General features: G+C 41.0%; 20 protein-coding genes. 12 read left to right on the forward strand and 8 right to left on the reverse strand.

Annotated features, from left to right (window positions below):
- Positions 1-120 precede the first annotated feature (120 nt).
- The 5 genes from IZT61_RS09620 to IZT61_RS09640 all read left to right on the forward strand — a co-directional run bounded on the left by IZT61_RS09620 (position 121) and on the right by IZT61_RS09640 (position 3,580).
- A complete protein-coding gene (locus tag IZT61_RS09620) occupies positions 121-714 on the forward strand; it encodes a Crp/Fnr family transcriptional regulator (protein WP_196100926.1) in 594 nt (197 codons plus the stop codon).
- A gap of 69 nt (positions 715-783) precedes the next feature.
- Complete coding sequence (locus IZT61_RS09625; protein WP_196100927.1) at positions 784-1,503, forward strand: sterol desaturase family protein; 720 nt, start codon at positions 784-786, stop codon at positions 1,501-1,503.
- Positions 1,504-1,858: 355 nt separating this feature from the next.
- Positions 1,859-2,341: a DinB family protein gene (locus tag IZT61_RS09630; protein WP_196100928.1), complete on the forward strand. Its 483-nt coding sequence runs from the start codon at positions 1,859-1,861 to the stop codon at positions 2,339-2,341.
- A 239-nt stretch (positions 2,342-2,580) separates the two neighbouring features.
- The gene (locus tag IZT61_RS09635) at positions 2,581-3,102 is read left to right on the forward strand and encodes a tetratricopeptide repeat protein (protein ID WP_196100929.1); all 522 of its coding nucleotides are present in this window, start codon (positions 2,581-2,583) and stop codon (positions 3,100-3,102) included.
- A 289-nt stretch (positions 3,103-3,391) separates the two neighbouring features.
- On the forward strand, positions 3,392-3,580 hold the full coding sequence (locus tag IZT61_RS09640; protein ID WP_196100930.1) for a hypothetical protein: 189 nt from the start codon (positions 3,392-3,394) through the stop codon (positions 3,578-3,580).
- A gap of 100 nt (positions 3,581-3,680) precedes the next feature.
- Here IZT61_RS09640 and IZT61_RS09645 read toward each other — a convergent pair whose 3' ends face one another.
- The 4 genes from IZT61_RS09645 to cysS all read right to left on the reverse strand — a co-directional run bounded on the left by IZT61_RS09645 (position 3,681) and on the right by cysS (position 8,636).
- On the reverse strand, positions 3,681-4,565 hold the full coding sequence (locus tag IZT61_RS09645; protein WP_196100931.1) for a glycerophosphodiester phosphodiesterase family protein: 885 nt from the start codon (positions 4,563-4,565) through the stop codon (positions 3,681-3,683).
- 290 nt (positions 4,566-4,855) lie between these two features.
- Positions 4,856-5,719 (reverse strand): nuclear transport factor 2 family protein, encoded by an 864-nt coding sequence (locus IZT61_RS09650; RefSeq protein WP_196100932.1) that lies wholly within the window; start codon positions 5,717-5,719, stop codon positions 4,856-4,858.
- Positions 5,720-5,799: 80 nt separating this feature from the next.
- A complete protein-coding gene (locus tag IZT61_RS09655; protein ID WP_196100933.1) occupies positions 5,800-6,777 on the reverse strand; it encodes a M28 family peptidase in 978 nt (325 codons plus the stop codon).
- Between the two features lie 398 nt (positions 6,778-7,175).
- Complete coding sequence (gene cysS / locus IZT61_RS09660; RefSeq protein WP_196100934.1) at positions 7,176-8,636, reverse strand: cysteine--tRNA ligase; 1,461 nt, start codon at positions 8,634-8,636, stop codon at positions 7,176-7,178.
- A gap of 217 nt (positions 8,637-8,853) precedes the next feature.
- On the opposite strand from cysS, the gene IZT61_RS09665 reads away from it, so the two are divergent.
- Positions 8,854-9,648: an MBL fold metallo-hydrolase gene (locus tag IZT61_RS09665; RefSeq protein WP_317193187.1), complete on the forward strand. Its 795-nt coding sequence runs from the start codon at positions 8,854-8,856 to the stop codon at positions 9,646-9,648.
- A gap of 279 nt (positions 9,649-9,927) precedes the next feature.
- On the opposite strand, the gene IZT61_RS09670 is transcribed toward IZT61_RS09665, so the two are convergent.
- The gene (locus IZT61_RS09670; protein WP_196100935.1) at positions 9,928-10,515 is read right to left on the reverse strand and encodes a YceI family protein; all 588 of its coding nucleotides are present in this window, start codon (positions 10,513-10,515) and stop codon (positions 9,928-9,930) included.
- Between the two features lie 235 nt (positions 10,516-10,750).
- On the opposite strand from IZT61_RS09670, the gene IZT61_RS09675 reads away from it, so the two are divergent.
- From IZT61_RS09675 to IZT61_RS09685, 3 genes are read left to right on the forward strand one after another with little or no spacing between them, the layout of a single operon-like run.
- Entirely contained in the window at positions 10,751-11,191 is a 441-nt protein-coding gene (locus IZT61_RS09675) for an antitoxin Xre/MbcA/ParS toxin-binding domain-containing protein (RefSeq protein WP_196100936.1), read from the forward strand.
- Positions 11,191-11,646, forward strand: coding sequence for an RES family NAD+ phosphorylase (locus tag IZT61_RS09680; protein ID WP_230383920.1), 456 nt, complete (start codon positions 11,191-11,193; stop codon positions 11,644-11,646). Before IZT61_RS09675 ends, IZT61_RS09680 begins: the two co-directional genes overlap by 1 nt.
- Before the next feature lie 23 nt (positions 11,647-11,669).
- Entirely contained in the window at positions 11,670-12,032 is a 363-nt protein-coding gene (locus IZT61_RS09685) for a VOC family protein (RefSeq protein WP_196100937.1), read from the forward strand.
- 694 nt (positions 12,033-12,726) lie between these two features.
- Here the strand turns inward: IZT61_RS09685 and gcvP are convergent.
- Positions 12,727-15,603: an aminomethyl-transferring glycine dehydrogenase gene (gcvP, locus tag IZT61_RS09690; RefSeq protein WP_196100938.1), complete on the reverse strand. Its 2,877-nt coding sequence runs from the start codon at positions 15,601-15,603 to the stop codon at positions 12,727-12,729.
- A 453-nt stretch (positions 15,604-16,056) separates the two neighbouring features.
- On the opposite strand from gcvP, the gene IZT61_RS09695 reads away from it, so the two are divergent.
- The 3 genes from IZT61_RS09695 (at position 16,057) to IZT61_RS09705 (ending at position 17,253) form a co-directional block, all read left to right on the forward strand.
- Positions 16,057-16,329, forward strand: a complete 273-nt coding sequence (locus IZT61_RS09695; protein ID WP_196100939.1) for a DUF4282 domain-containing protein — start codon at positions 16,057-16,059, stop codon at positions 16,327-16,329.
- Positions 16,330-16,397: 68 nt separating this feature from the next.
- Positions 16,398-16,670: a nuclear transport factor 2 family protein gene (locus IZT61_RS09700; RefSeq protein ID WP_230383921.1), complete on the forward strand. Its 273-nt coding sequence runs from the start codon at positions 16,398-16,400 to the stop codon at positions 16,668-16,670.
- Complete coding sequence (locus IZT61_RS09705; protein WP_196100941.1) at positions 16,633-17,253, forward strand: YiiX/YebB-like N1pC/P60 family cysteine hydrolase; 621 nt, start codon at positions 16,633-16,635, stop codon at positions 17,251-17,253. The genes IZT61_RS09700 and IZT61_RS09705 overlap by 38 nt, the downstream gene beginning before the upstream one ends.
- Before the next feature lie 417 nt (positions 17,254-17,670).
- Here the strand turns inward: IZT61_RS09705 and IZT61_RS09710 are convergent, their stop codons facing one another.
- Positions 17,671-18,234: a hypothetical protein gene (locus IZT61_RS09710; RefSeq protein WP_196100942.1), complete on the reverse strand. Its 564-nt coding sequence runs from the start codon at positions 18,232-18,234 to the stop codon at positions 17,671-17,673.
- A 104-nt stretch (positions 18,235-18,338) separates the two neighbouring features.
- Positions 18,339-19,232 carry an EamA family transporter gene (locus IZT61_RS09715; protein WP_196100943.1) on the reverse strand — a complete coding sequence of 298 codons (894 nt, stop codon included), beginning with the start codon at positions 19,230-19,232 and terminating at the stop codon, positions 18,339-18,341.
- Positions 19,233-19,290: the final 58 nt, after the last annotated feature.

Below are 19,290 nucleotides of genomic sequence, written 5' to 3' on the forward strand. Positions count from 1 at the left end.
AGTAGCCTATATCATCGGATGACACCATTTGCTTGTTTGAGCACCCTTTTTATTTGCGTTTCAAAAACCTATATTTGATTCTCATCCGCTATTGCGATTCCATTCCGGTAAAAATTCTTTATGAAAAACGAATCAAATATTGGAGCGTATCAAAATCTGTTTGGCCTATTCAATGCTATTTATCCCTTAAAAGAAGAGATTCGAGCGGCAATAATCGCCAATAGCGAGGTTATCCATGTAGATAGGAAAACCAAACTCTTAAGCGTAGGCGAACGCAGCAACACCATCTATTTTATTGTTAGCGGCGCAGCAAGAATTTACTATCTCGACCGTGATGGAAAAGAAACCAATACGTGGTTTTTATTTGAAAACGAACTGCTGATTTCGGTTTACAGCTTTTACACAGGCAACCCAAGCTTCGAATATATAGAAACCCTCGAAGATTGTGAACTTATTGCCGTGAGGAGAGAAAAGCTGGATGAAATGTACCTCAAATTTCTCGAATTCAATTTCTCGGGCAGGAAACTAACGGAATATTACCACATGCGTAACGAATTGCAAGGGAATGAACTGCGCATGTTGAGTGCAAAAGAGCGATACGAGAATCTTTTGCAACGAAGTCCACAACTGTTTCAAAGGGTTTCATTAGGGCACATCGCCTCTTATCTGGGCATCTCGCAAGAAACGCTAAGCAGGATCAGAAAGCAGAAATGATTTTTTGACTTTTATCAAAAGTTGGGCGCAACAGTAAACATAGCTTTGGTTAAATAAAATCGCAAAGCTATGTTAATAATAATCTTTATCGTATTTGGTTTATGCTTTCTGATCGAGAGAATTAAACCTGGATGGAAACTACCGAAAGTTTCTACATGGACCATCAGGGTTTTGGCCGTAAACTTTATCCAGCTCGGCATTGTGGTGGTGGCTGGCTTCAGTTGGGAAAAATGGCTTTCTTCAGTTTCTCTTTTTCAATTATCCAACTTTATTCCTAACTGGCTTGGTGGAGTAATCGCATACTTTATTGCAACTTTCATTTTCTATTGGTGGCATCGCTGGCGTCACACTATAGATTTTTTATGGTTGGGTTTTCATCAAACACACCATAGCCCGCAACGGTTGGAAGTGATTACATCATTTTACAAACACCCTTTAGAGATGACCGTAAATTCGATAATTGGAAGTCTTTTGGTTTACACATTTTTAGGTTTAAACCCTGAGGCGGGGGCAATTTATACCTTATGTACGGCTTTGGGCGAGTTTTTCTACCACACCAATGTTAAAACTCCTCAATGGATCGGGTACATTTTCCAAAGGCCCGAAATGCATCGAATCCATCACCAATACGAAAAGCACAGCAATAACTATGGGGATATTGTTTGGTGGGATATGTTGTTTGGAACGTATGAGAACCCGAAGGAATTTACTTCTTCATGCGGTTTTGACGACGAGAAAGAGCAGCGGCTATTTGATATGATCAAGTTTAAGGATGTGCATAAAAGCTAAGAAATTTTTGATTTATAAAACAAAAGACTAATATCCTTTAACAATACCAGTAATTTCCTCCAACTGTGCTTATCCAATTATTACCAGCCTCAGTTCGGTTATTTATTTCAGTAAACAGGAATAATTAATCTCTAATTAAGCCCCCACGTCATTCCCGCGCAGGCGGGAATCTAAATGCGTTGGGCTATTTTTTGCATTAAGATCCCTACAGTCAAGCTGCGGACGGTGACCTCATATTAAACAGCTGATAAAACCTGAAATGAGGGTGCTTATTAATCGAACTCGGGTTATTGGCATCATCGACTTCTTTACCTAATTGCAGCAAAGTTCTTGGTTAAACAATTACATTTGCTTAATGACGGAACCCAACAAACCCTCCGGGGCGATTGCTGCACTTTTAGATGAATACAAAAAAGCAATAGACGAGTTCATTCTTGTGATTGAGCCGCTCAGCACCCATCAGTCATTTCAAATTATCGAACCCCGAAGCAGTAATCCGGATTGCATTTCTATTCAGACCATTCTTACGCACGTAACTGCATCTATTTTCAGCTATGCCGTTTACATCGAAAATTCGATAGGATTAGTTACAGAAAGACCAGAGCGAAACACTTATGAGCATGCCGCAGATTATATCAACAGGTTAAAAGTAGGTTTTGACTACACCCAGCAAATATTCATCAACCATCCAAATATACAGCTTGAAGCGCTCGACCCATCCAAAAAAATCAACGCCAAATGGGGTCAGCAATACGATGTGGAACAGATGCTGGAACATGCTATCGTTCATATACTCAGGCACCGCAGACAGATTGAAAGAGCGCTTCGGCAATTTTGATATTTCACAATTTGTTGAAAATAAGTATATTTGTATTAAATTTATATAAATGCTTCGTCAACTGCATATCCAAAAATTAAGCTTTAGCCCATCTTGTGGTATCGAGGGCTTGGATATTGGACTCATTTCCCGTTCCAAACCGTAGCAATAAAGCTTAATTATTCCTTACATTATCAGTTTTAACTATATTATATTCAAAATTTGATCGGCGCTGCCCATCAAAATTAATTATATCCGCTATGGACATCTATACTTCTGTAGAAGAAAAATATCTACAGGCCGTTGAAGAATTGCAGTGTGGCGACTTACCACAGGCGCTTCGGTATTTCAATCAAATTATTGCTTCCGATGAGGAATATGCACGGGCATATTTCCAACTGGGACACATTTATCATATTCATTTTAAGAATTTCAAAACAGCTGGTTACTATTATAAGCGGTGTATTGAGCTCGACCCCGATTTCCCTGATGCGCATCAGCCTTATCTGGAAATAGTGATTGTACTTAAGATGCATAACCTTGTAAAACAGGTAGCGGAACGTGCATTGAACGTTCCGGGCGTAGAGGAAGCACGTATTTACGAAAGTTTGGGGCTTTATGCCGAAAGGCAACAAAATTTTGAAGAAGCGGCAAGGCATTTTAAAAAAGCGGAGTTTTTTAACGAAGAAACCGAAGATGCCCAGGTTTTTCAAGCGCATCAAAAACGCATCAAGAATAAAATGAACAGTAACAAAATAATGGTTTACGATTTGCAGGGATAGATAAAATCCTTGCTCAGCGAATCACTTTAACTTTTCCTTGCTAGCCTTTTCAATTTTCTGCATACCCTAACAAAAGCTTTAGGTTGCCACGGGAGTACGGAAAACACGGAATAATTGTTATTCTTATCCGTGCCTTGTTAACTTCCGTGGCTAGTTTATTGTTACACAGCTTGACTTTTTTAAAAGCGATTTCCCTAAATCCTTGACCGGTAATCCTGAAAAATTTTAAAAATGTTCTTATCTTTATCGCAATTACAAAGCATAAATTCAAATTCAAAAATATTTCGATATGTCAGCTCACGACTCACACGCACCAGTTCAGCAAACAAAAGGCATTTGGGCCTTGCCATTAACTGCATGGATTATTGTTTTACTATTGCTTGTTTATTTCACCAGACCGATTTTCCACCACGAAGGAAATTCTTCTCATGAAACAACCGAGGCGCCTGCTCACGAAAAAACTGAGGCGCACCACTAGGTCGATTAGTTATTAAAAACATAAAATGCGCTAAGAACGATGTTCTCAGCGCATTTTTTTGCTATATCAATTTCAATAGTCCGTTTTATTGCTGTTTGTATTACTTGATTTGTCCCATTATATTGGGGTAATCGGTAATAATGCCATCCACACCCACACTCATAAAGTACTTTACTTCCTTAACCGAATTTACCGTCCACGGGATAATTTTAACCCCCATGTCGTGGCAGCGATCTACCAAACCTTTTCCAACTAAAACCGAATAAGGGCTGTAAATTGTGGGTTTAAACCCAAGCTTTTCGATATAAGTTTCAAAGGGTTCTTTTTCATCAATCAGCAACGAAGTTTGAATTTTCGGATACTTTTCGTGCAAATATTGGAGCGTTCTCATATCAAACGATTCGATAATTACGCGTTTGGCTATATTTTTATCGTTAACCACCTCCATAATCAACTCAACAAATTCTGCCGGCTCCGGATGAAACTCATTGTCTCCATTTTTTATCGTTTTTGTTTCGATGCTATAAATCGGCCTGGCCAGTTTGTGTGATTTTGCATAAGCTTCCGCGGCATCGATGGTTTCAGAAAGTAGGGGCTTATAAGCCTTAAATTTTACCTGACTTGGAAAACGGGCGTGGACTTTGCTTCCCACATCAAACTTCTTCACCTCAGCATAATCCATTTTGTAGATGTTATACTTTTTCTGGTCTTTTAAACTAATTGGCTTTCCTTTAGGTGTTAACGAAATTTCGTTGTTAAAGTAAGGTTCTTGCGAGAGTACTACTTTTTTATCTTTAGTAATTACGGCATCCATTTCGAGCGTGGTTACGCCCAAATCTAAAGCTTTCAGCATGCCTTCAACGGTATTTTCGGGCATAATGCCCCGGGCGCCTGCCTTTCCCTGCACATCGAACTTTCGCTTTTGGGCCGAAACATTAAGAAGACAAACAACAAGAACGGGAACTAGAAGTAATTTTTTATACATGTACTTATAAACGTAAAATGAGTGGTTTCTATATCGGCTTAAACGATTCTTTTTATCCGTAGCGCAAAGGCACTGCTAATGGGTAAACTTCACCCCGCTTTCTGTTGTATCTTTTTGCATGCTCGCTCAAACGCCCGAGCACCGCCAACAAAAAGGATGCCGCTTCAATCAGGGCTATTGTTGCTACGGCCGAGGCGACGAACCACGTTTAGAATACGAAGAGTACATAGCGGTGAAGCACAAAAAAAAGGGCCTCTTAACAGATAGCCCTTTTTAATTCACATTGTTTTTTATCTTTCGGCTGGCACAAAAGCTTGCACAATCAGGTTCCAGCTATGATCTGCCGCTTTCTCGTAAATGAAAACGTAGTTAAAGCTCTCGCGTAAGTCAGCTTTATAATCAATGGTAGCCACGCCGTAAGTGTAAGCTAAATCGCTACCCAGCGCCTTATCAACACCCGTAGTTTTCAAGTTGATTTTATCGACCATTCCGTTATAAAACGAAAGGATTTTACCTTTGCCGTTAATAGCGTCGTTACCCGGAAAAAGCAGGCGGGCATCCGCTGTTAAAAAGCCACCAAAAGCAGCAATTCCATGAGTCTTTAAAAGCGTATTTAAGGTTTTTTCTGTTGTTAAGATAATATCCTTACCGGCCTTAATCTCTTTGTCGTTTATAAACTTTGGAACAAAATGATCTTTTGGTTCTTCAAATCTCGGGGCTGCAGTACCCAATGGCTTATTGCTGTTTGTATTTAAATCGATTGCCAGTTTCCACCTGCCATTTTCAGCTTTCCATATCGACAGGTATTGGCCATACTTTTTGTCATTGCCCTCACCCCCCAGTTCGTAAGGCCCTGTGGTGAAGCCCAAATCGCCACTACGCGATACTTTTGCCAGATTTGGCGTCCAACTTACCTCATTTTCGCCCTTTTCCTGTCCTGCGTAAAAAGTTTTGGCATTAACCGGGTTTGGTCGAAAAACAAGTGTATTTGCTGATGAATACTCTAAATAAGCGTCTTTATCTCCTTTCTTAGCGATCGATTTTGCAAATTCTTTCTCTGCATTTACCAGAGATTTTGTAGTTCCATCACTCTTTTGCGCAAAAGCACCAAGTGCCAAAAGTGAGGCTATTGTTGTAGAAAATAAATGTTTCATTGTTGATTTAGCATATATATTTGGCGAATATAAAATTTTCTTCCATGTGTAATTTTAAAAGTAATTAACAATTACACATTTTATTTTTCGCGGTAAATGGTTTCGAGTACCGTTTGGCCAGTGGCCTTTAGCGTGTTTTTGTCAATATTCGCCAGGTTATCCAGCTGTGTATGCCAGTTAATGTAAAAGCCGCTATTGTCGTTATAATGGATAATGTCGATCGATGGAACACCAGCTTTATTCATCCAAAAATGATCGTCGACGAGTTTGCCGCTGGGAATTTTGACAAAATAAGAGGAGTAGCCGATTTCATTCCCGATGTCCCAAACCCTGTTTACTATATCAGGGGCCGATTGGCGTGAGATTTCGTCTTGTGTAAACTGCGCATTTCCACCGCCAACCATATCGAGATTAATGCCATAAAGTGCCGTGTAACCCGACGTGACAGCATTTTTTGCCCAAAACTGCGAACCTAAGCACCAGGTAACTTCATCTTGCGTTTCATCATTGGCCTTTCCATAGTCTTCCAAATCCCACAATACAAAATCGACACCCACGTTGGGTTGCTTTTGCTGAATCTGACGAGCCATTTCTAAAATTACGGCGACCCCGCTTCCGGCATCATTGGCTGCATCAAAAGGCTTATTTTGGTTTGCAGGGTCAGCATCCTGATCGGAGAACGGACGTGCATCCCAGTGGGCGGTGACCAAAACGCGATTTTTTTTCTCTGGAGCGAAAACAGCAACGATGTTCTTTAGCTGAAAGCTTTTTCCATCATAGGTTTTTGTTTTTTCACCTTGAATTTTTACATCTGCCCCAAACGATTTCAACTTGGCAACCAAATAATCGGCACATTTTTGATGCGCTGGTGTGCCGGGTACGCGTGGACCGAAATCAACCTGTGCCTTGGTGTAGGCAAAGGCGCTGTCGGCATTAAAATCTGGAGAAACAAGCTTAACTTCTGATGAACTTGCCTCTTCTGTGGATTTGTTATTGTTCTTACACGCCTGAAAGCCGATCAAAGCGAGTACAGGCATTATCAAAAGTTTTTTGTTCATTGACACTGGTTTATTGGTTCACTAGTCATTGGTTCATTAGTTCATTGGTAAATTGGTCATTAGTTCATTGGTTTGAATGAAGTCATCCGATGAATATTAGCATGCCGCCCAATTCATCGGATGACGTGAACTGCCTAGTGCTAATTAGTTCATTGGTTCACTGGTTCACTGGTTCATCAGTTCATTGGTCAATCATTGGTCACTAGTTTAGTATCATTGGTGTTTGTTTTACCCCTCCACAATTGGGCTTGTGCCTTATTTGAGCTAGTATTCCATCGCCTGGAGATCCTTCGCTGCGCTCAGGATGACAACGGCTGACTCTGGACTTCGGACTTCCTGACTTTCGGGCTTTCAGACTTCAAGCTCCCAACTCCAAGCTCCAAGCTCCCGACTAAAGACTAACTCTTACTCCAGGTTGTTCCCTCTTTGCCATCTTTTAACTGAATGCCCAACTCTTGCAAACCGATCCTGATTTTATCCGAAGTGGCGTAATCCTTGTTTGCCTTGGCTTCGGTACGAAGATTGATTACCATATCCAAAACGCCGCTTAAATCGTTACTTCCGGCATCTTCGTCTTTTAGTGCGAGGATATCGAAAACGAAATCGTTGATCAGTGCTTTCAGCTTGGTTAAAGAGTCGGCTGAAATTTTGCCCTTGCCATCGTAAACGGTGTTTATGATTCGAACGGCTTCAAAAAGTTCAGCAATTAAAATCGGACTGTTAAAATCGTCGTTCATGGCGTTAATGCATTTTGCCTTCAATGCATCGATATCAAAATCGTCTGTTTCTGATACGGTCAGTTTGCTTAACAGATTAACGGCCGACATTAACCGGCGAAAGCCTTTTTCTGAGGCATCGAGCGCTTCGTTAGAAAAATCGAGGGTGCTTCGGTAATGCGCCTGAAGCATAAAAAACTTCACCGTCATTGGACTGTAGCCTTTTTTCAACAATGGATGGTCGCCCGTAAAAAGCTCCAAAGGCAAAAATCCATTGCCTGCCGATTTCGACATCCGGGTTCCGTTAACGGTAAGCATATTGGTATGCATCCAGTACCGCGCCGGCTGTTTATGGCTGCAAGCTTCCGATTGTGCAATTTCGTTGGTGTGGTGGGTTGCCGCAAGGTCCATTCCACCGCCGTGAATATCAAATTCATCGCCCAAATACTTGGCGCTCATTGCGGAGCACTCAATATGCCAACCCGGAAAACCCATTCCCCATGGCGATTGCCATTGCATAAGCGTTTCGGGCTTAGCCTTAATCCAAAGTGCAAAATCCAACCTTCCGCGTTTTTCGTCCTGACCGCCCAATTCACGGGTGTTGTTGAGCATATCTTCGAGATTTCTGTTGGTAAGAACGGTATAATTGTATTCCTTGCTGTATTTTTCTACATCGAAGTAAACGTTGCCATCAATTTCATAACCATAACCATTGTCTATAATGATTTTAATCATTTCAATTTGCTCGATGATGTGACCGGTGGCCGTTGGCTCTATGCTTGGCGGCAAGGTATTGAACATCCTTAAAACATCATGAAAGCCCAAAGTGTACTTCTGTACAATTTCCATCGGCTCTAATTGTTCTAGCTTTGCCCGTTTAGCAAACTTATCGTCGCCTTCATCCCTATCGCCTTCCAAATGGCCTGCATCGGTAATATTACGCACATACCGAACCTTGAAACCTAAATATTTAAGGTATCTGAAAATCAAATCGAAAGAAACGAAAGTACGGCAGTTGCCCAAATGGACGTCGCTGTAAACGGTCGGGCCGCAAACATACATGCCAACATGAGGCGCATTTATGGGTTGAAACAATTCCTTTTTTCGCGAAAGCGTACTATAAAGCTGTAAGCCAGTATTCATACTGCAAATGTAAGATTTAGTTAGAAAGTTGAAACCTTTAAAATTGTAATCTTCGGCTTATGATTTTTCTTAAACATTTGGCAGCGCATTTAATCAGCTTAAGGCAAAACAGAGCTAATCCCATTGCTAGTTACAGCATATTTCTTCACTACGAATTTCTGTATTGAATCCCATATGTGCGCTTTACCGAAACGAATAAGGAAATAGATTGTTAACTTTGCATAAACATATAAACACCATTATTTTGCAAGTTCACACGCTATACGAAGGCACCTACTCGGTTGATGCAACGAAAAAATTTGTTCCATTTGATGCTACAATTCATAGCTTTAAAGATAGGCCGGCATCGTTGTTTATCAATGTTCAGCCGTTTTTAGTTGAGTTAAAAAACGATTTGATCCTTTTCGACACCGGCTTAGGGTTCAGCGATGAGCAAGGCGAACTGATCTTACATAAGAACATTCGCAATGCAGGTTTCGACCCGACTGATGTAACCAAAGTTTTGATGTCGCATTTACATTATGATCATTCGGGAGGCATGATTCATAAGCAGGATAACTGTAAAGTTGAGCTGAGTTTTCCGGATGCGGAATATGTAATTAACCGCGGCGAATGGGAAACGGCATTCAGCAGCACGTCTTCATCGTATCACACCGATATTTTTGATTTTGTACAACGCAATGCGCAACTGCATTTTGTAGAGGGCGACGGCAATTTAAACGAAAACATTGCTTTTGAGTTCACTGGCGCACATTGCCCAAATCATCAGGTATTTCTTTTAACGGAGGCCGATCAAAAGATATTTTTCGGTGGCGATGTTCTGCCTGAACCGGAAGAATTAATTAAGAATTTTATTGCCAAGTATGATTTCGATGGCCGCAAGGCGATGGAATTACGCAAGGCTTTTGGTAAACGTGCGGCAGAAGAAAACTGGGAATGCCTTTTCTATCATGGTAAAAGTGCGGCAACTGGTTTCGTCGATTTCATTGATGGTGGATTTAGGGTGAGGTAGGAGTTTGGAGTCTTGAGTTGGGAGTTTGGAGTTTGGAGTTTGGAGTCGGGAGTCCTGAGTCATCAGTCTTGAGTTGGGAGTTGGACTTCATTGCCGTCTAGCTTCAGCTGACGGACGGGAGTCCTTAGTCGAGAGTATTGAGTCGGGAGTTGTGATGCCCTTTGCCGTCTAGCTTCAGCTGACGGTAACTAATCATATCCAAGAACTGCTTTCCAAAATGATAGAAAAACAAAAAAGTCCCGAATAAATTCGAGACTTTTCGCTTTTTAATTCCTAGGTCTATTTCTTAGCTACCAATTTCACAGACAATTCGAAGTTATCATCAATTGCTTTGTCGCCAATGCTATCGAAGAAAGATTTCGAACCGTAACGGATATCGTATTTAGTTCTATCTACAGTAATTTTACCAGCTAATGCGGTAACTGTTCCATCTGCGTTTACGGCAACAGTTGCAGGGAAGCTTAATGGCTTAGTAATTCCTTTAATGGTAAGGTTGCCAGTTACGGTAACTGCAGCGCCAGAACCAGCAACTTTTGTAATTACGAATGTTGAGGTTGGGAATTTAGCTGCACCAAAAAAATCGTCGGCCTTTAAGTGTCCTTCTAATTTTGCGCTTCCGTCAGCATCTTTTATCGAGTTCATATCGATAGTGAAAGTACCACCGGTTACTTTTTTGCCATCAACGTTTAACGTTCCTGACTGTAAAGCGATTGTTCCGTTATGCGAACCTGTTACCTTTTTACCAATCCAGGTAATTGTCGATTTTGCAGCATCAACAGTATAGATTACTGGCTTTGTAGGATTTTTAAAAGCTGATAACGCTATTACCGCTACCAATAAAAAGATCGAGCTAATTTTTAATTTCATTTTTCTGATTTTTAATTTTGCAACAAAGATATAATTAAGGTCGATGCTTCGTTATTGACCTATGTTAAGTTTTTTAAAAATAGGTTGTTTTTTTCGTAATCATTCTATTGACATCGAAAAAAGGATGTGGTTTAATTTCGATTATAATTTTCTGCAGGGCTGAAAGATAGAAAAGATATTTTTACCGCTCAACATCGGAAGAATTCCCTATATTTATTTCAGAAACATTGATCGTATGTCGACAACAACCTTAGATAAGAAACAAAGAAAAATAATTGAGGAGATTCCATCATTAAATGATTTTTCGAGAATTTATTTCTACACTATTCAAAGCAAATTTGACAATGACTTTGTTAGAACTTTAGACAGCGTAATTGGGCTGAACGACAATACTTTATCTAACTGGCTCAATATTACCCCTAAAACACTCAGAAACTATAAAAAAAACGCAGATTTGGTTCTTAAAGGCAACATTAAAGAACATATCGTTTTAATTCTTTCTTTATACAAACATGGGATAGCAGTTTTTGGAAGTGCGGCCGATTTCGAGAAATGGCTCTCTGCCGAAAACCATTTATTGGATAATGAAGCACCTACAAAGTTTTTGGATACCATTTCGGGTATTAAATTTATAGACAATAGATTAACAGCCCTTGAATATGGCGAAAATGTTTAATGATGACGGTTTACAACATCAGAAAAGAACAGTTTTCCAAGGTATTATCGGCTTCTGGCGTGGCAAACAGGTGGAATAGTGAGGAGGAGTTTATCATTTATACGGGCAGTTCAATTGCTTTATCTGCGTTAGAATTGATTAGCCATCGCAGTGCGATTAAAATCGATCATCAATACAAGCTACTATCAATTGAGGTACAGGTAGAGGTAAAAGACATTATGGAAATTAAGTTGTCGGCACTGCCTTCCAACTGGAAATCTGTAATTGCTTATCCCGAACTTCAAAAGTTAGGCTCCAATTGGTACCAAAATAGAAAAAGTTTATTGTTAAAAGTTCCATCGGCTCTGGTACAGAACGAATTTAATTATTTAATAAACACTAAACACCCAGACTTTGCTCAAAAGGTTTCAATAAAATCAACTGAAAACTTCGAGTGGCACAATAGATTGTTGTAAAACTGAATAATATAGAATTAGTAATGAACCACAACGCAAAATCGATCCGGCCTTTTATTGGCTCAAAAGAATTCGAAATATCAAGGAGCTTCTATCGCGATCTTGGTTTCGAGGAAACCACCTTAGGTAACAACATGTCGGTGTTTAAAACCGGCGAAATGGCTTTCTATTTACAGAATGCGTACGTTAAAGATTGGGTTGACAACACCATGGTTTTTATGGAAGTGGATAATGCCGACCGTTTTTATAACGATTTGCAGGCGCTGAACTTACCTGACAAATACGCGGACGTAAAGTTAACGCCTGTTAGAAACGAAAGCTGGGGCAAAGAATGTTTTCTGCACGATCCGTCGGGCATTTTATGGCATTTTGGCGAGTTTTATTAGTCCTTTAAAAGATGCGTCATTCTGAACGCCCGCCCAATGTCATTTAATTAAGCATTACAGGTGTCATCCGATAGCTATCGGATCTGAGCCTTTCGACTACGCTCAATACAAGCTCAAGTCGAAATATTCAGGGCGACAATATTTTTTTTTCCATAACTAAATGATATTGAGCGCCCGCCCGACCAGAGGGGCAGGCAATGAAGACCGCGAAGCAGCTACGAAGTAAATCTGTTCCCTATTGTCGAAGAAACTTGAGTATACTACAGCCCGTCGAAAGATGGGTTTGCGCTTTTGTCCCGGTTCGCCTTTCATCGCCTGGGGATTTACTTAAGATAACCACCCCCAACCTCCCGAATCGGTCGGGATAGACTCTCCTAAATTAGGAGCGAAGTAGCAACTGCACAACCATGTGGCATCGAAAACCATTAAAGTTCGCACTGTCCAACTCCTCTCGATTTCTTCGGGAGGCAAGTGCCAAAGGCATCCCTTTGGGAGGGTGGTTGTTTGTTTTGCGTCACTCTTATTGATTTTTTTGAAAAAAATTGAAACTCAGAATGACAGCCTTGGGCAAAAAAAATCTGCAAGCTTTATGAAATGAATTCACAAAACTTGCAGATTATTATTTAACGATTAATTGTACCTAATAACGCCGGACGAATAAGCATTCCGCTTTCATCTTTTCGCTTTAAGCTTTTTACGGTACGATTTCTTCTAAATAACTTTCAACCGGCGGACATGCACAAATTAATGAGCGATCGCCATGGCTATCGTTTACACGACCAACCGACGGCCAAAACTTACGTTCTAACACATAGGGAAGTGGGAAAGCAGCGGTTTGACGGCTATAAGCATGGTTCCACTCGTTCGCAGTAATCACGGCAACAGTGTGTGGAGCATTTTTCAGTGGGTTATCTGCTTTGTCTAAACTCCCGTTTTCTACTTCGGTAATCTCTTGTTTAATGGCAATTAAAGCATCGCAGAAACGATCTAATTCATGTTTAGGTTCCGATTCCGTAGGCTCAACCATTAAGGTACCCGCAACCGGGAACGAAACCGTTGGTGCATGAAAACCATAATCCATTAAACGTTTTGCAATATCGGTAACTTCAATTCCGAATGCTTTGAATGAACGACAATCTAAAATCATCTCGTGTGCGCAACGACCTTGAGCACCTGAATAAAGCACCGGATAATGTTGTTCTAAACGTGCTTTCATGTAGTTTGCGTTTAAAATGGCATATTTCGTCGCGTTGGTTAACCCTTCGGCGCCCATCATGGCGATGTAAGCATGCGAAATAATTAATATTGATGCTGAACCCCAGGGAGCAGATGAAACGGCAGAAATCGACTTCCCTTTATCAATATCTACTACAGCATGGCCTGGAAGGTAAGGAACAAGGTGTTTAGCTACGCCGATCGGACCCATGCCGGGGCCACCACCACCGTGAGGGATACAGAACGTTTTATGCAGGTTTAAGTGACAAACATCGGCACCAATATTGGCAGGGCTTGTTAAACCTACCTGGGCGTTCATGTTTGCCCCATCCATGTAAACCTGTCCGCCGTTAGCATGAACGGTTTCGCAGATTTCGATAATACTTTCTTCAAACACACCATGCGTTGACGGATAAGTTACCATCAGACACGATAAGTTATCTTTATGTAATTCTGCTTTCGCTTTTAAATCTTCAACATCGATGTTTCCGTTTTCCAACGATTTCACCACAACGATCTTCATGTCGGCCATTGCTGCCGATGCCGGGTTTGTACCGTGCGCCGAGGCAGGAATTAAAGCTACATTACGGTGAAAATCGCCCCTATCGTGATGATAAGCACGAATAACCATCAAACCGGCATATTCGCCCTGCGCACCTGCGTTTGGCTGTAAACTCATGGCCGCGAAACCTGTAATCTCACTCAACCATTTATCCAGCTCATTGAATACAGAGTAATAGCCTAAAACCTGATCTGCCGGAGCAAATGGGTGAATGCGCCCAAAGTGAGACCAGGTAACGGGAATCATTTCTGCAGTTGCATTTAATTTCATGGTGCAACTTCCCAGGGCAATCATCGAATGGCAAAGTGATAAATCTTTCGCTTCTAACGATTTAATATAACGCAACATTTCATGTTCAGAATGGTGCGAATTAAAAATTGGGTGTGTTAAATAGGCTGAAGTACGTTGCAATGTTGCCGGAACAACCGTTTCTACGTTTTCGACCATTTCCACCTGATCGCCTGCGATACCTTTTGCCCTTGCAAAAATTTTGGCAATTAAAGTAATATCTTCAAAAGTAGTGGTTTCGTCAACAGAAATAGTTACGGTATTACCCGAATAGTTTAGGTTGATCTCATTATCTAAGCAATACGCATGTATGCCGCCTGTCGAATCGCCCAAATCGAACCTAATCGTATCAAAATAAGCAGAGTTTAGTTGCGCGTAACCTAGATTTTTTAAAGTCGAGGCAAGGCTTACTGCCAAACCGTGTGTACGTTCTGCAATTGCTTTTAATCCTTTCGGCCCGTGGTAAGCGGCGTAAAAGCCAGCCATAATAGCCAATAAAGCTTGTGCTGTACAAATATTAGAAGTTGCTTTATCTCTGCGGATATGTTGCTCACGGGTTTGCAAGGCCATGCGTAGCGCATAGTCGCCGTGGCTATCGATGGTTACGCCAATAATACGACCTGGGATTGAACGTTTATATTCTTCTTTGGTCGCGAAAAATGCCGCATGAGGTCCACCAAAGCCCATCGGAATACCAAAACGTTGCGTTGTACCTACTACGATGTCGGCACCCCATTCGCCCGGGGGCGTTAGCAAAGTTAAGCTTAAGATATCAGCAGCAACAGTTAGCTTGATATTTTTGCTGTGTAGTTCTGCCGCGAAGGCTTGATAATCGAACACTTCTCCATTACCAGCAGGATATTGTACAATTGCACCGAAAAATTCATCTGTCGCGACAAAATCGAGGTGATTTCCAATTACCAATTCGATGCCATAAGGGTTGGCACGGGTTTTTAAAATATCGGTTGTTTGTGCAAAAAGTAGTTCTGATACGAAGAATTTTTTGGCAGCTTGATTTTTACGGGTGCTGTATTGCATAAACATGGCCTCAGCCGCAGCTGTACCCTCATCTAGTAACGATGCATTTGCAATTTCCATTCCTGTTAAATCAATTACCATGGTTTGGAAATTTAACAGTGCCTGTAAACGACCCTGCGCAATTTCTGCCTGATAAGGCGTATACTGCGTGTACCATCCCGGATTTTCGAATACGTTACGCAAAATTACGCCCGGCGTAATGGTATCGTAGTAACCCTGACCGATAAAGCTCTTGAAAACCTTGTTTAGCAACGAAGTTTGCTTTAAAGTACCAAGGTATTCTGTTTCAGACTTGGCCGCAGGGAGATTTAAAGGTTGTTTTAACCTGATTGCAGTTGGAACGGTTTGTTCAATCAGCTCGTCGATAGAATTTACGCCAACAGTTTGCAACATTTCGGCTGTTTCTGCCTCATTTGGCGCAATATGACGATTTTGAAAATCTTCCTTGTAATGGATATTTAAGCTCATGCGGTATGAATAATAAATTTGCGTGCAAAGGTAGCAAAAACGAACAGCTATTTTGCTATCTGTCAGTGTAAAAAAGGTGTCGTTATTATTGCTTTAAAGCCTATAGAAATGATAGGTTTTGTTGAAGCCGTCATATAGAATCCTGATTTTTTATCGGGCGAGATCGCTCTCGCCGATTAGCAGTAACTTAAAGCCAGTAGTGCTTAGGTAACACCTGCGGGGATTTCTCTTTGAGCTGTGCCAAAGGCATCCCTTTGGGAAAATAGCTCGAGTTCGAAATGACAGGGACCCTTAAATAACATCGTCATCTCTATAATCTCGCTAATACTATCCAACTTTTGTGGGTTGAAACATCCATTGCGCAAATTAAAAATATTCCTAACGGGAATATTTTTTAACACAAGATGGTTGTAACACTCAGTTATATTTTTATATTTGATAAACAAACAAATTATGTATAACAAATTTTTATTCTTTGACGTGATGATTACTCCAAAACTCATCACATTTATTTACTGGCTCATGCTATTGGGTGCGGTAGGCTATGGCTTAAGCTCTATGTTTTCGGGCTACGATGGCTTTACTATTGGGAACATGGTAAAAGGCCTGGCATTTATAGTGGCGGGTATAGTGGGATCGAGGGTATGGTGCGAACTGATGATTGTAGTATTCAAAATAAACGAAAACCTACAAGAGCTCAAAAACAAGAAAGGAACTGAGCTATGAGAATAACAATTTGCATTGCTTGCCTATTGTTTATATTAGTTGGCTGCAGCTCGAACGCCCCAAAAAATGTGGCAGAAAAATTCTTAATGAATCTGAGTGCCGGGAAAATTGACGAAGCAAAAAAATACGCGACAGAGCCTACTGGAAAAATGTTAGACCTGATGATCGGTTTAGGCGGAGCCAAAGACCTAAACCCAAATTTTAAATTTACGTTTGTTAGGGATTCCATTGTCGAAAACCAAGCCTGGGTGTTTTATAAAGACGAAAAGGACAAACCCGATAAAATAGAATTAGTAAAATTAGATGGCAAATGGAAAGTTAACGTCGGTTCTAAGAAATAGCTTTCTATTGCTTTTTTTGCTGGTCAGTTGCAAAGCTAAAAACGATCATACAGCAAACGACTTTCAAGCTTGCAACAACTTTAAATCGGGTGATATCATCTGCAGGCTGGGCAACGGCTTTTTCTCTGAGTATTTTAAAAACATGTCGCCCGGCGAAAAGAAATACTCACATGTTGGGGTTATCTGTAAAGATGGCTCCAACATTGATGTAATCCATACAGAAGCTAGCGAACTTACCGGTGTTGGATTTGTGAAAAAAGAAAGTATGGAAACGTTTTTGAAAGAAATTGAGGTTTGGGGTGTCTACAGATTAAAAGCAAATGAAGAAATTCAGTTGGCAATTACCCAGTGGGCCAAAGCATATCTGGCAAAAAAGACACCATTCGATTTAAATTTCAACTCAAGCAATGATAATGAACTGTACTGCACAGAACTAGTTGCCAATTGTATTAATAAAAGCTTTGGAAACAGGGTTATCAAGCCAACAATCGCTAAAAATAAACCAGCCGTGCTCTATGTTTCCGACATCTATCTTAACCCGATGTTCGAACCTGTTTTTACATCAGGGCGAGTGAGAAAATAAAGATTAATACTTTTCGGATGCAGCGCTTGCCGGACAAATCTCTCAGCTTCTCCCGCTCGGAACTAGCTCTCCCCCCTAGCATCATATCGAAAACCGATCCTTCATCGGTTGAGATATCTCTCGCCTATTAGTAGGAATTTAAAGCAAGTAGTGCTTAGGTAACATCTGCCCGCCGCCAACAAAGATCTCTCCGTTCCGCTGCGCTGCTGTCGAGATGACGGGAAATGTGAGGAATAACTCGCCCCTCATATCGAAAACCGATTCTTCATCAGTTGAGATATCTCTCGCCTATTAGTAGGAATTTAAAGCCAGTAGTGCTTAGCTAACACCTGCCCGCCGCCAACAAAGATCTCTCCGTTCCGCTGCGCTGCTGTCGAGATGACGATGAACCGTAAGTTCATAATGAAAACCGGGCTCTTATCGCTGCACTTTCCAACCCTCATCCTTGGTTAATTTCAACTTATACGTCTTGGTGATAAAGTTGCTGTTCTCGTTGGCCTCTTTATCAAATGGTGCAAAGTCGGTTGTTTTCATTTTAAGTGAAACCGTTACCTTGCTGGTGCTCGAATTTACCTGTTCAAAATTAACAGGCTTTGAATCGGCTAAAACGTATTCCAATACCTTTACAGTCGCCTTGTCGCGGTCTTGCTTCAGCACCAACGGACTGGCTTTCTCAGTGAGTGTGATTTGATAAGTAAAGCTACTATCACTGGAGAGAAATTTCTTTTTTGCCTCTTTCAAGTCTAGCGTAACCAACCCTTTACTGGCCAATGTTTTGTATTTACCTAATTCAAAAAGTTCACTTGTACTGTTAAATTTCATCTCTCCGAAGCTAAACCGCGTAGTTTTGTATTCAGGGTTTGCATTTAAGTACTCGGTTATAACCTCTCCGGCTTCATCCTGGTTAATGGTGGCTTTAGGCTTACATCCGGTAAAGCCGATAATCATAATAGATGCAATATAAATGGTTAATCTTTTCATTGTTGAAATGTTTGCTTTTTAAATATATTCAATTTTTAACAAGTTAGGGGCCAGAAATTAAAAAAATGATGCAAATGAAAGAGAAGGCCCGGATGCGAAATAGCTCACAATCGCTTTCTCAAATATTTTAGGTTGGGAAGCACCATGGCCAACAAGATCACGAAAACGCCAATCCAGCGCAAGAAAGAAACCTGTTCGTGCAAAACGATAGCGGCCATTATTACCGCCACGGGCAGTTCGGCAGCACTTAGTATCGAACTTAACGCAGTTCCGATCCCGGGCACGCCTTTGGCGTAAAAAAGCGGCGGAATTACTGTTCCAAAAACAGCAATGATAAGCCCCCATTTTAAAAGACTGCCGCCTAACGATCCGTTGTATAAAAACGTTGGCGGAAAAAGCACAAATATTAAGATGCAAGCTCCGGAAATCATCAACGCACTTTTCTTCAAAGCTGGATATTCATTTCCAACCTTTCCACTCAGCATTAAGAAGCCGGCATAGGAAACCGCAGCAAGAAGGCCAAAACCCACGCCTTTTAAACTCAGCCGCTCAACTGTTGCCTCTGCCATTCCACTCGCCAAAACCGTTCCGCCCAAAACTAAAAGAATAGCCAGCAGCTGCAATCCGGTCGGTTTCTTTTTATAGATAATCAATTCAAGTAAAATACTCATCCAGATAAACTGCATCAACAAGATGATGGCTACCGAGTTTGGAACTAATTTTACGCTTTGATAATATAAGATACTTACCAAACCGGTCGAAATTCCGGCCAACGCAAGCTTCCACCAAGGCGTAACTAATTTAACTGCTTTAGCCTTATAGGCCGAAGTTTTGCTTTGAAAGAAAAACAACACCCACAAAATTACCGCCCCAAAAAAAGCCTGTGCCCCCGTTACATCGCCCAAACTGTAACCATCGTGGTAGGCAAGCTTAACAAATGTAGATAAGATGCCGAAACAACAGGCGCCAAAAAAAACAAGGAGAATTCCTTTTAACATTAAAATCGTATCAAGTAGCGGTTTTTGAGTATTTAGTGTCGAGCAGCGAGTATCAAGT

Origin of the sequence: Pedobacter endophyticus, assembly GCF_015679185.1 — a bacterium.
In the GTDB taxonomy this organism is placed as follows: Bacteria; Bacteroidota; Bacteroidia; order Sphingobacteriales; family Sphingobacteriaceae; genus Pedobacter; species Pedobacter endophyticus.

Excerpts from the sequence above, each read along its gene's own strand:
- IZT61_RS09620 (WP_196100926.1), top strand. The coding sequence starts at position 121 with ATGAAAAACGAATCAAATATTGGAGCGTATCAAAATCTGTTTGGCCTA.
- IZT61_RS09675 (WP_196100936.1), top strand. The coding sequence starts at position 10,751 with ATGTCGACAACAACCTTAGATAAGAAACAAAGAAAAATAATTGAGGAG.
- IZT61_RS09650 (WP_196100932.1), bottom strand. The coding sequence starts at position 5,719 with ATGAAACATTTATTTTCTACAACAATAGCCTCACTTTTGGCACTTGGT.
- IZT61_RS09645 (WP_196100931.1), bottom strand. The coding sequence starts at position 4,565 with ATGTATAAAAAATTACTTCTAGTTCCCGTTCTTGTTGTTTGTCTTCTT.
- IZT61_RS09685 (WP_196100937.1), top strand. The coding sequence starts at position 11,670 with ATGAACCACAACGCAAAATCGATCCGGCCTTTTATTGGCTCAAAAGAA.
- IZT61_RS09695 (WP_196100939.1), top strand. The coding sequence starts at position 16,057 with ATGTATAACAAATTTTTATTCTTTGACGTGATGATTACTCCAAAACTC.
- cysS (WP_196100934.1), bottom strand. The coding sequence starts at position 8,636 with ATGAATACTGGCTTACAGCTTTATAGTACGCTTTCGCGAAAAAAGGAA.
- IZT61_RS09705 (WP_196100941.1), top strand. The coding sequence starts at position 16,633 with ATGGCAAATGGAAAGTTAACGTCGGTTCTAAGAAATAGCTTTCTATTG.
- IZT61_RS09655 (WP_196100933.1), bottom strand. The coding sequence starts at position 6,777 with ATGAACAAAAAACTTTTGATAATGCCTGTACTCGCTTTGATCGGCTTT.
- IZT61_RS09715 (WP_196100943.1), bottom strand. The coding sequence starts at position 19,232 with ATGTTAAAAGGAATTCTCCTTGTTTTTTTTGGCGCCTGTTGTTTCGGC.
- IZT61_RS09670 (WP_196100935.1), bottom strand. The coding sequence starts at position 10,515 with ATGAAATTAAAAATTAGCTCGATCTTTTTATTGGTAGCGGTAATAGCG.
- IZT61_RS09710 (WP_196100942.1), bottom strand. The coding sequence starts at position 18,234 with ATGAAAAGATTAACCATTTATATTGCATCTATTATGATTATCGGCTTT.
- IZT61_RS09635 (WP_196100929.1), top strand. The coding sequence starts at position 2,581 with ATGGACATCTATACTTCTGTAGAAGAAAAATATCTACAGGCCGTTGAA.
- IZT61_RS09680 (WP_230383920.1), top strand. The coding sequence starts at position 11,191 with ATGATGACGGTTTACAACATCAGAAAAGAACAGTTTTCCAAGGTATTA.
- IZT61_RS09640 (WP_196100930.1), top strand. The coding sequence starts at position 3,392 with ATGTCAGCTCACGACTCACACGCACCAGTTCAGCAAACAAAAGGCATT.
- IZT61_RS09630 (WP_196100928.1), top strand. The coding sequence starts at position 1,859 with ATGACGGAACCCAACAAACCCTCCGGGGCGATTGCTGCACTTTTAGAT.
- IZT61_RS09625 (WP_196100927.1), top strand. The coding sequence starts at position 784 with ATGTTAATAATAATCTTTATCGTATTTGGTTTATGCTTTCTGATCGAG.
- gcvP (WP_196100938.1), bottom strand. The coding sequence starts at position 15,603 with ATGAGCTTAAATATCCATTACAAGGAAGATTTTCAAAATCGTCATATT.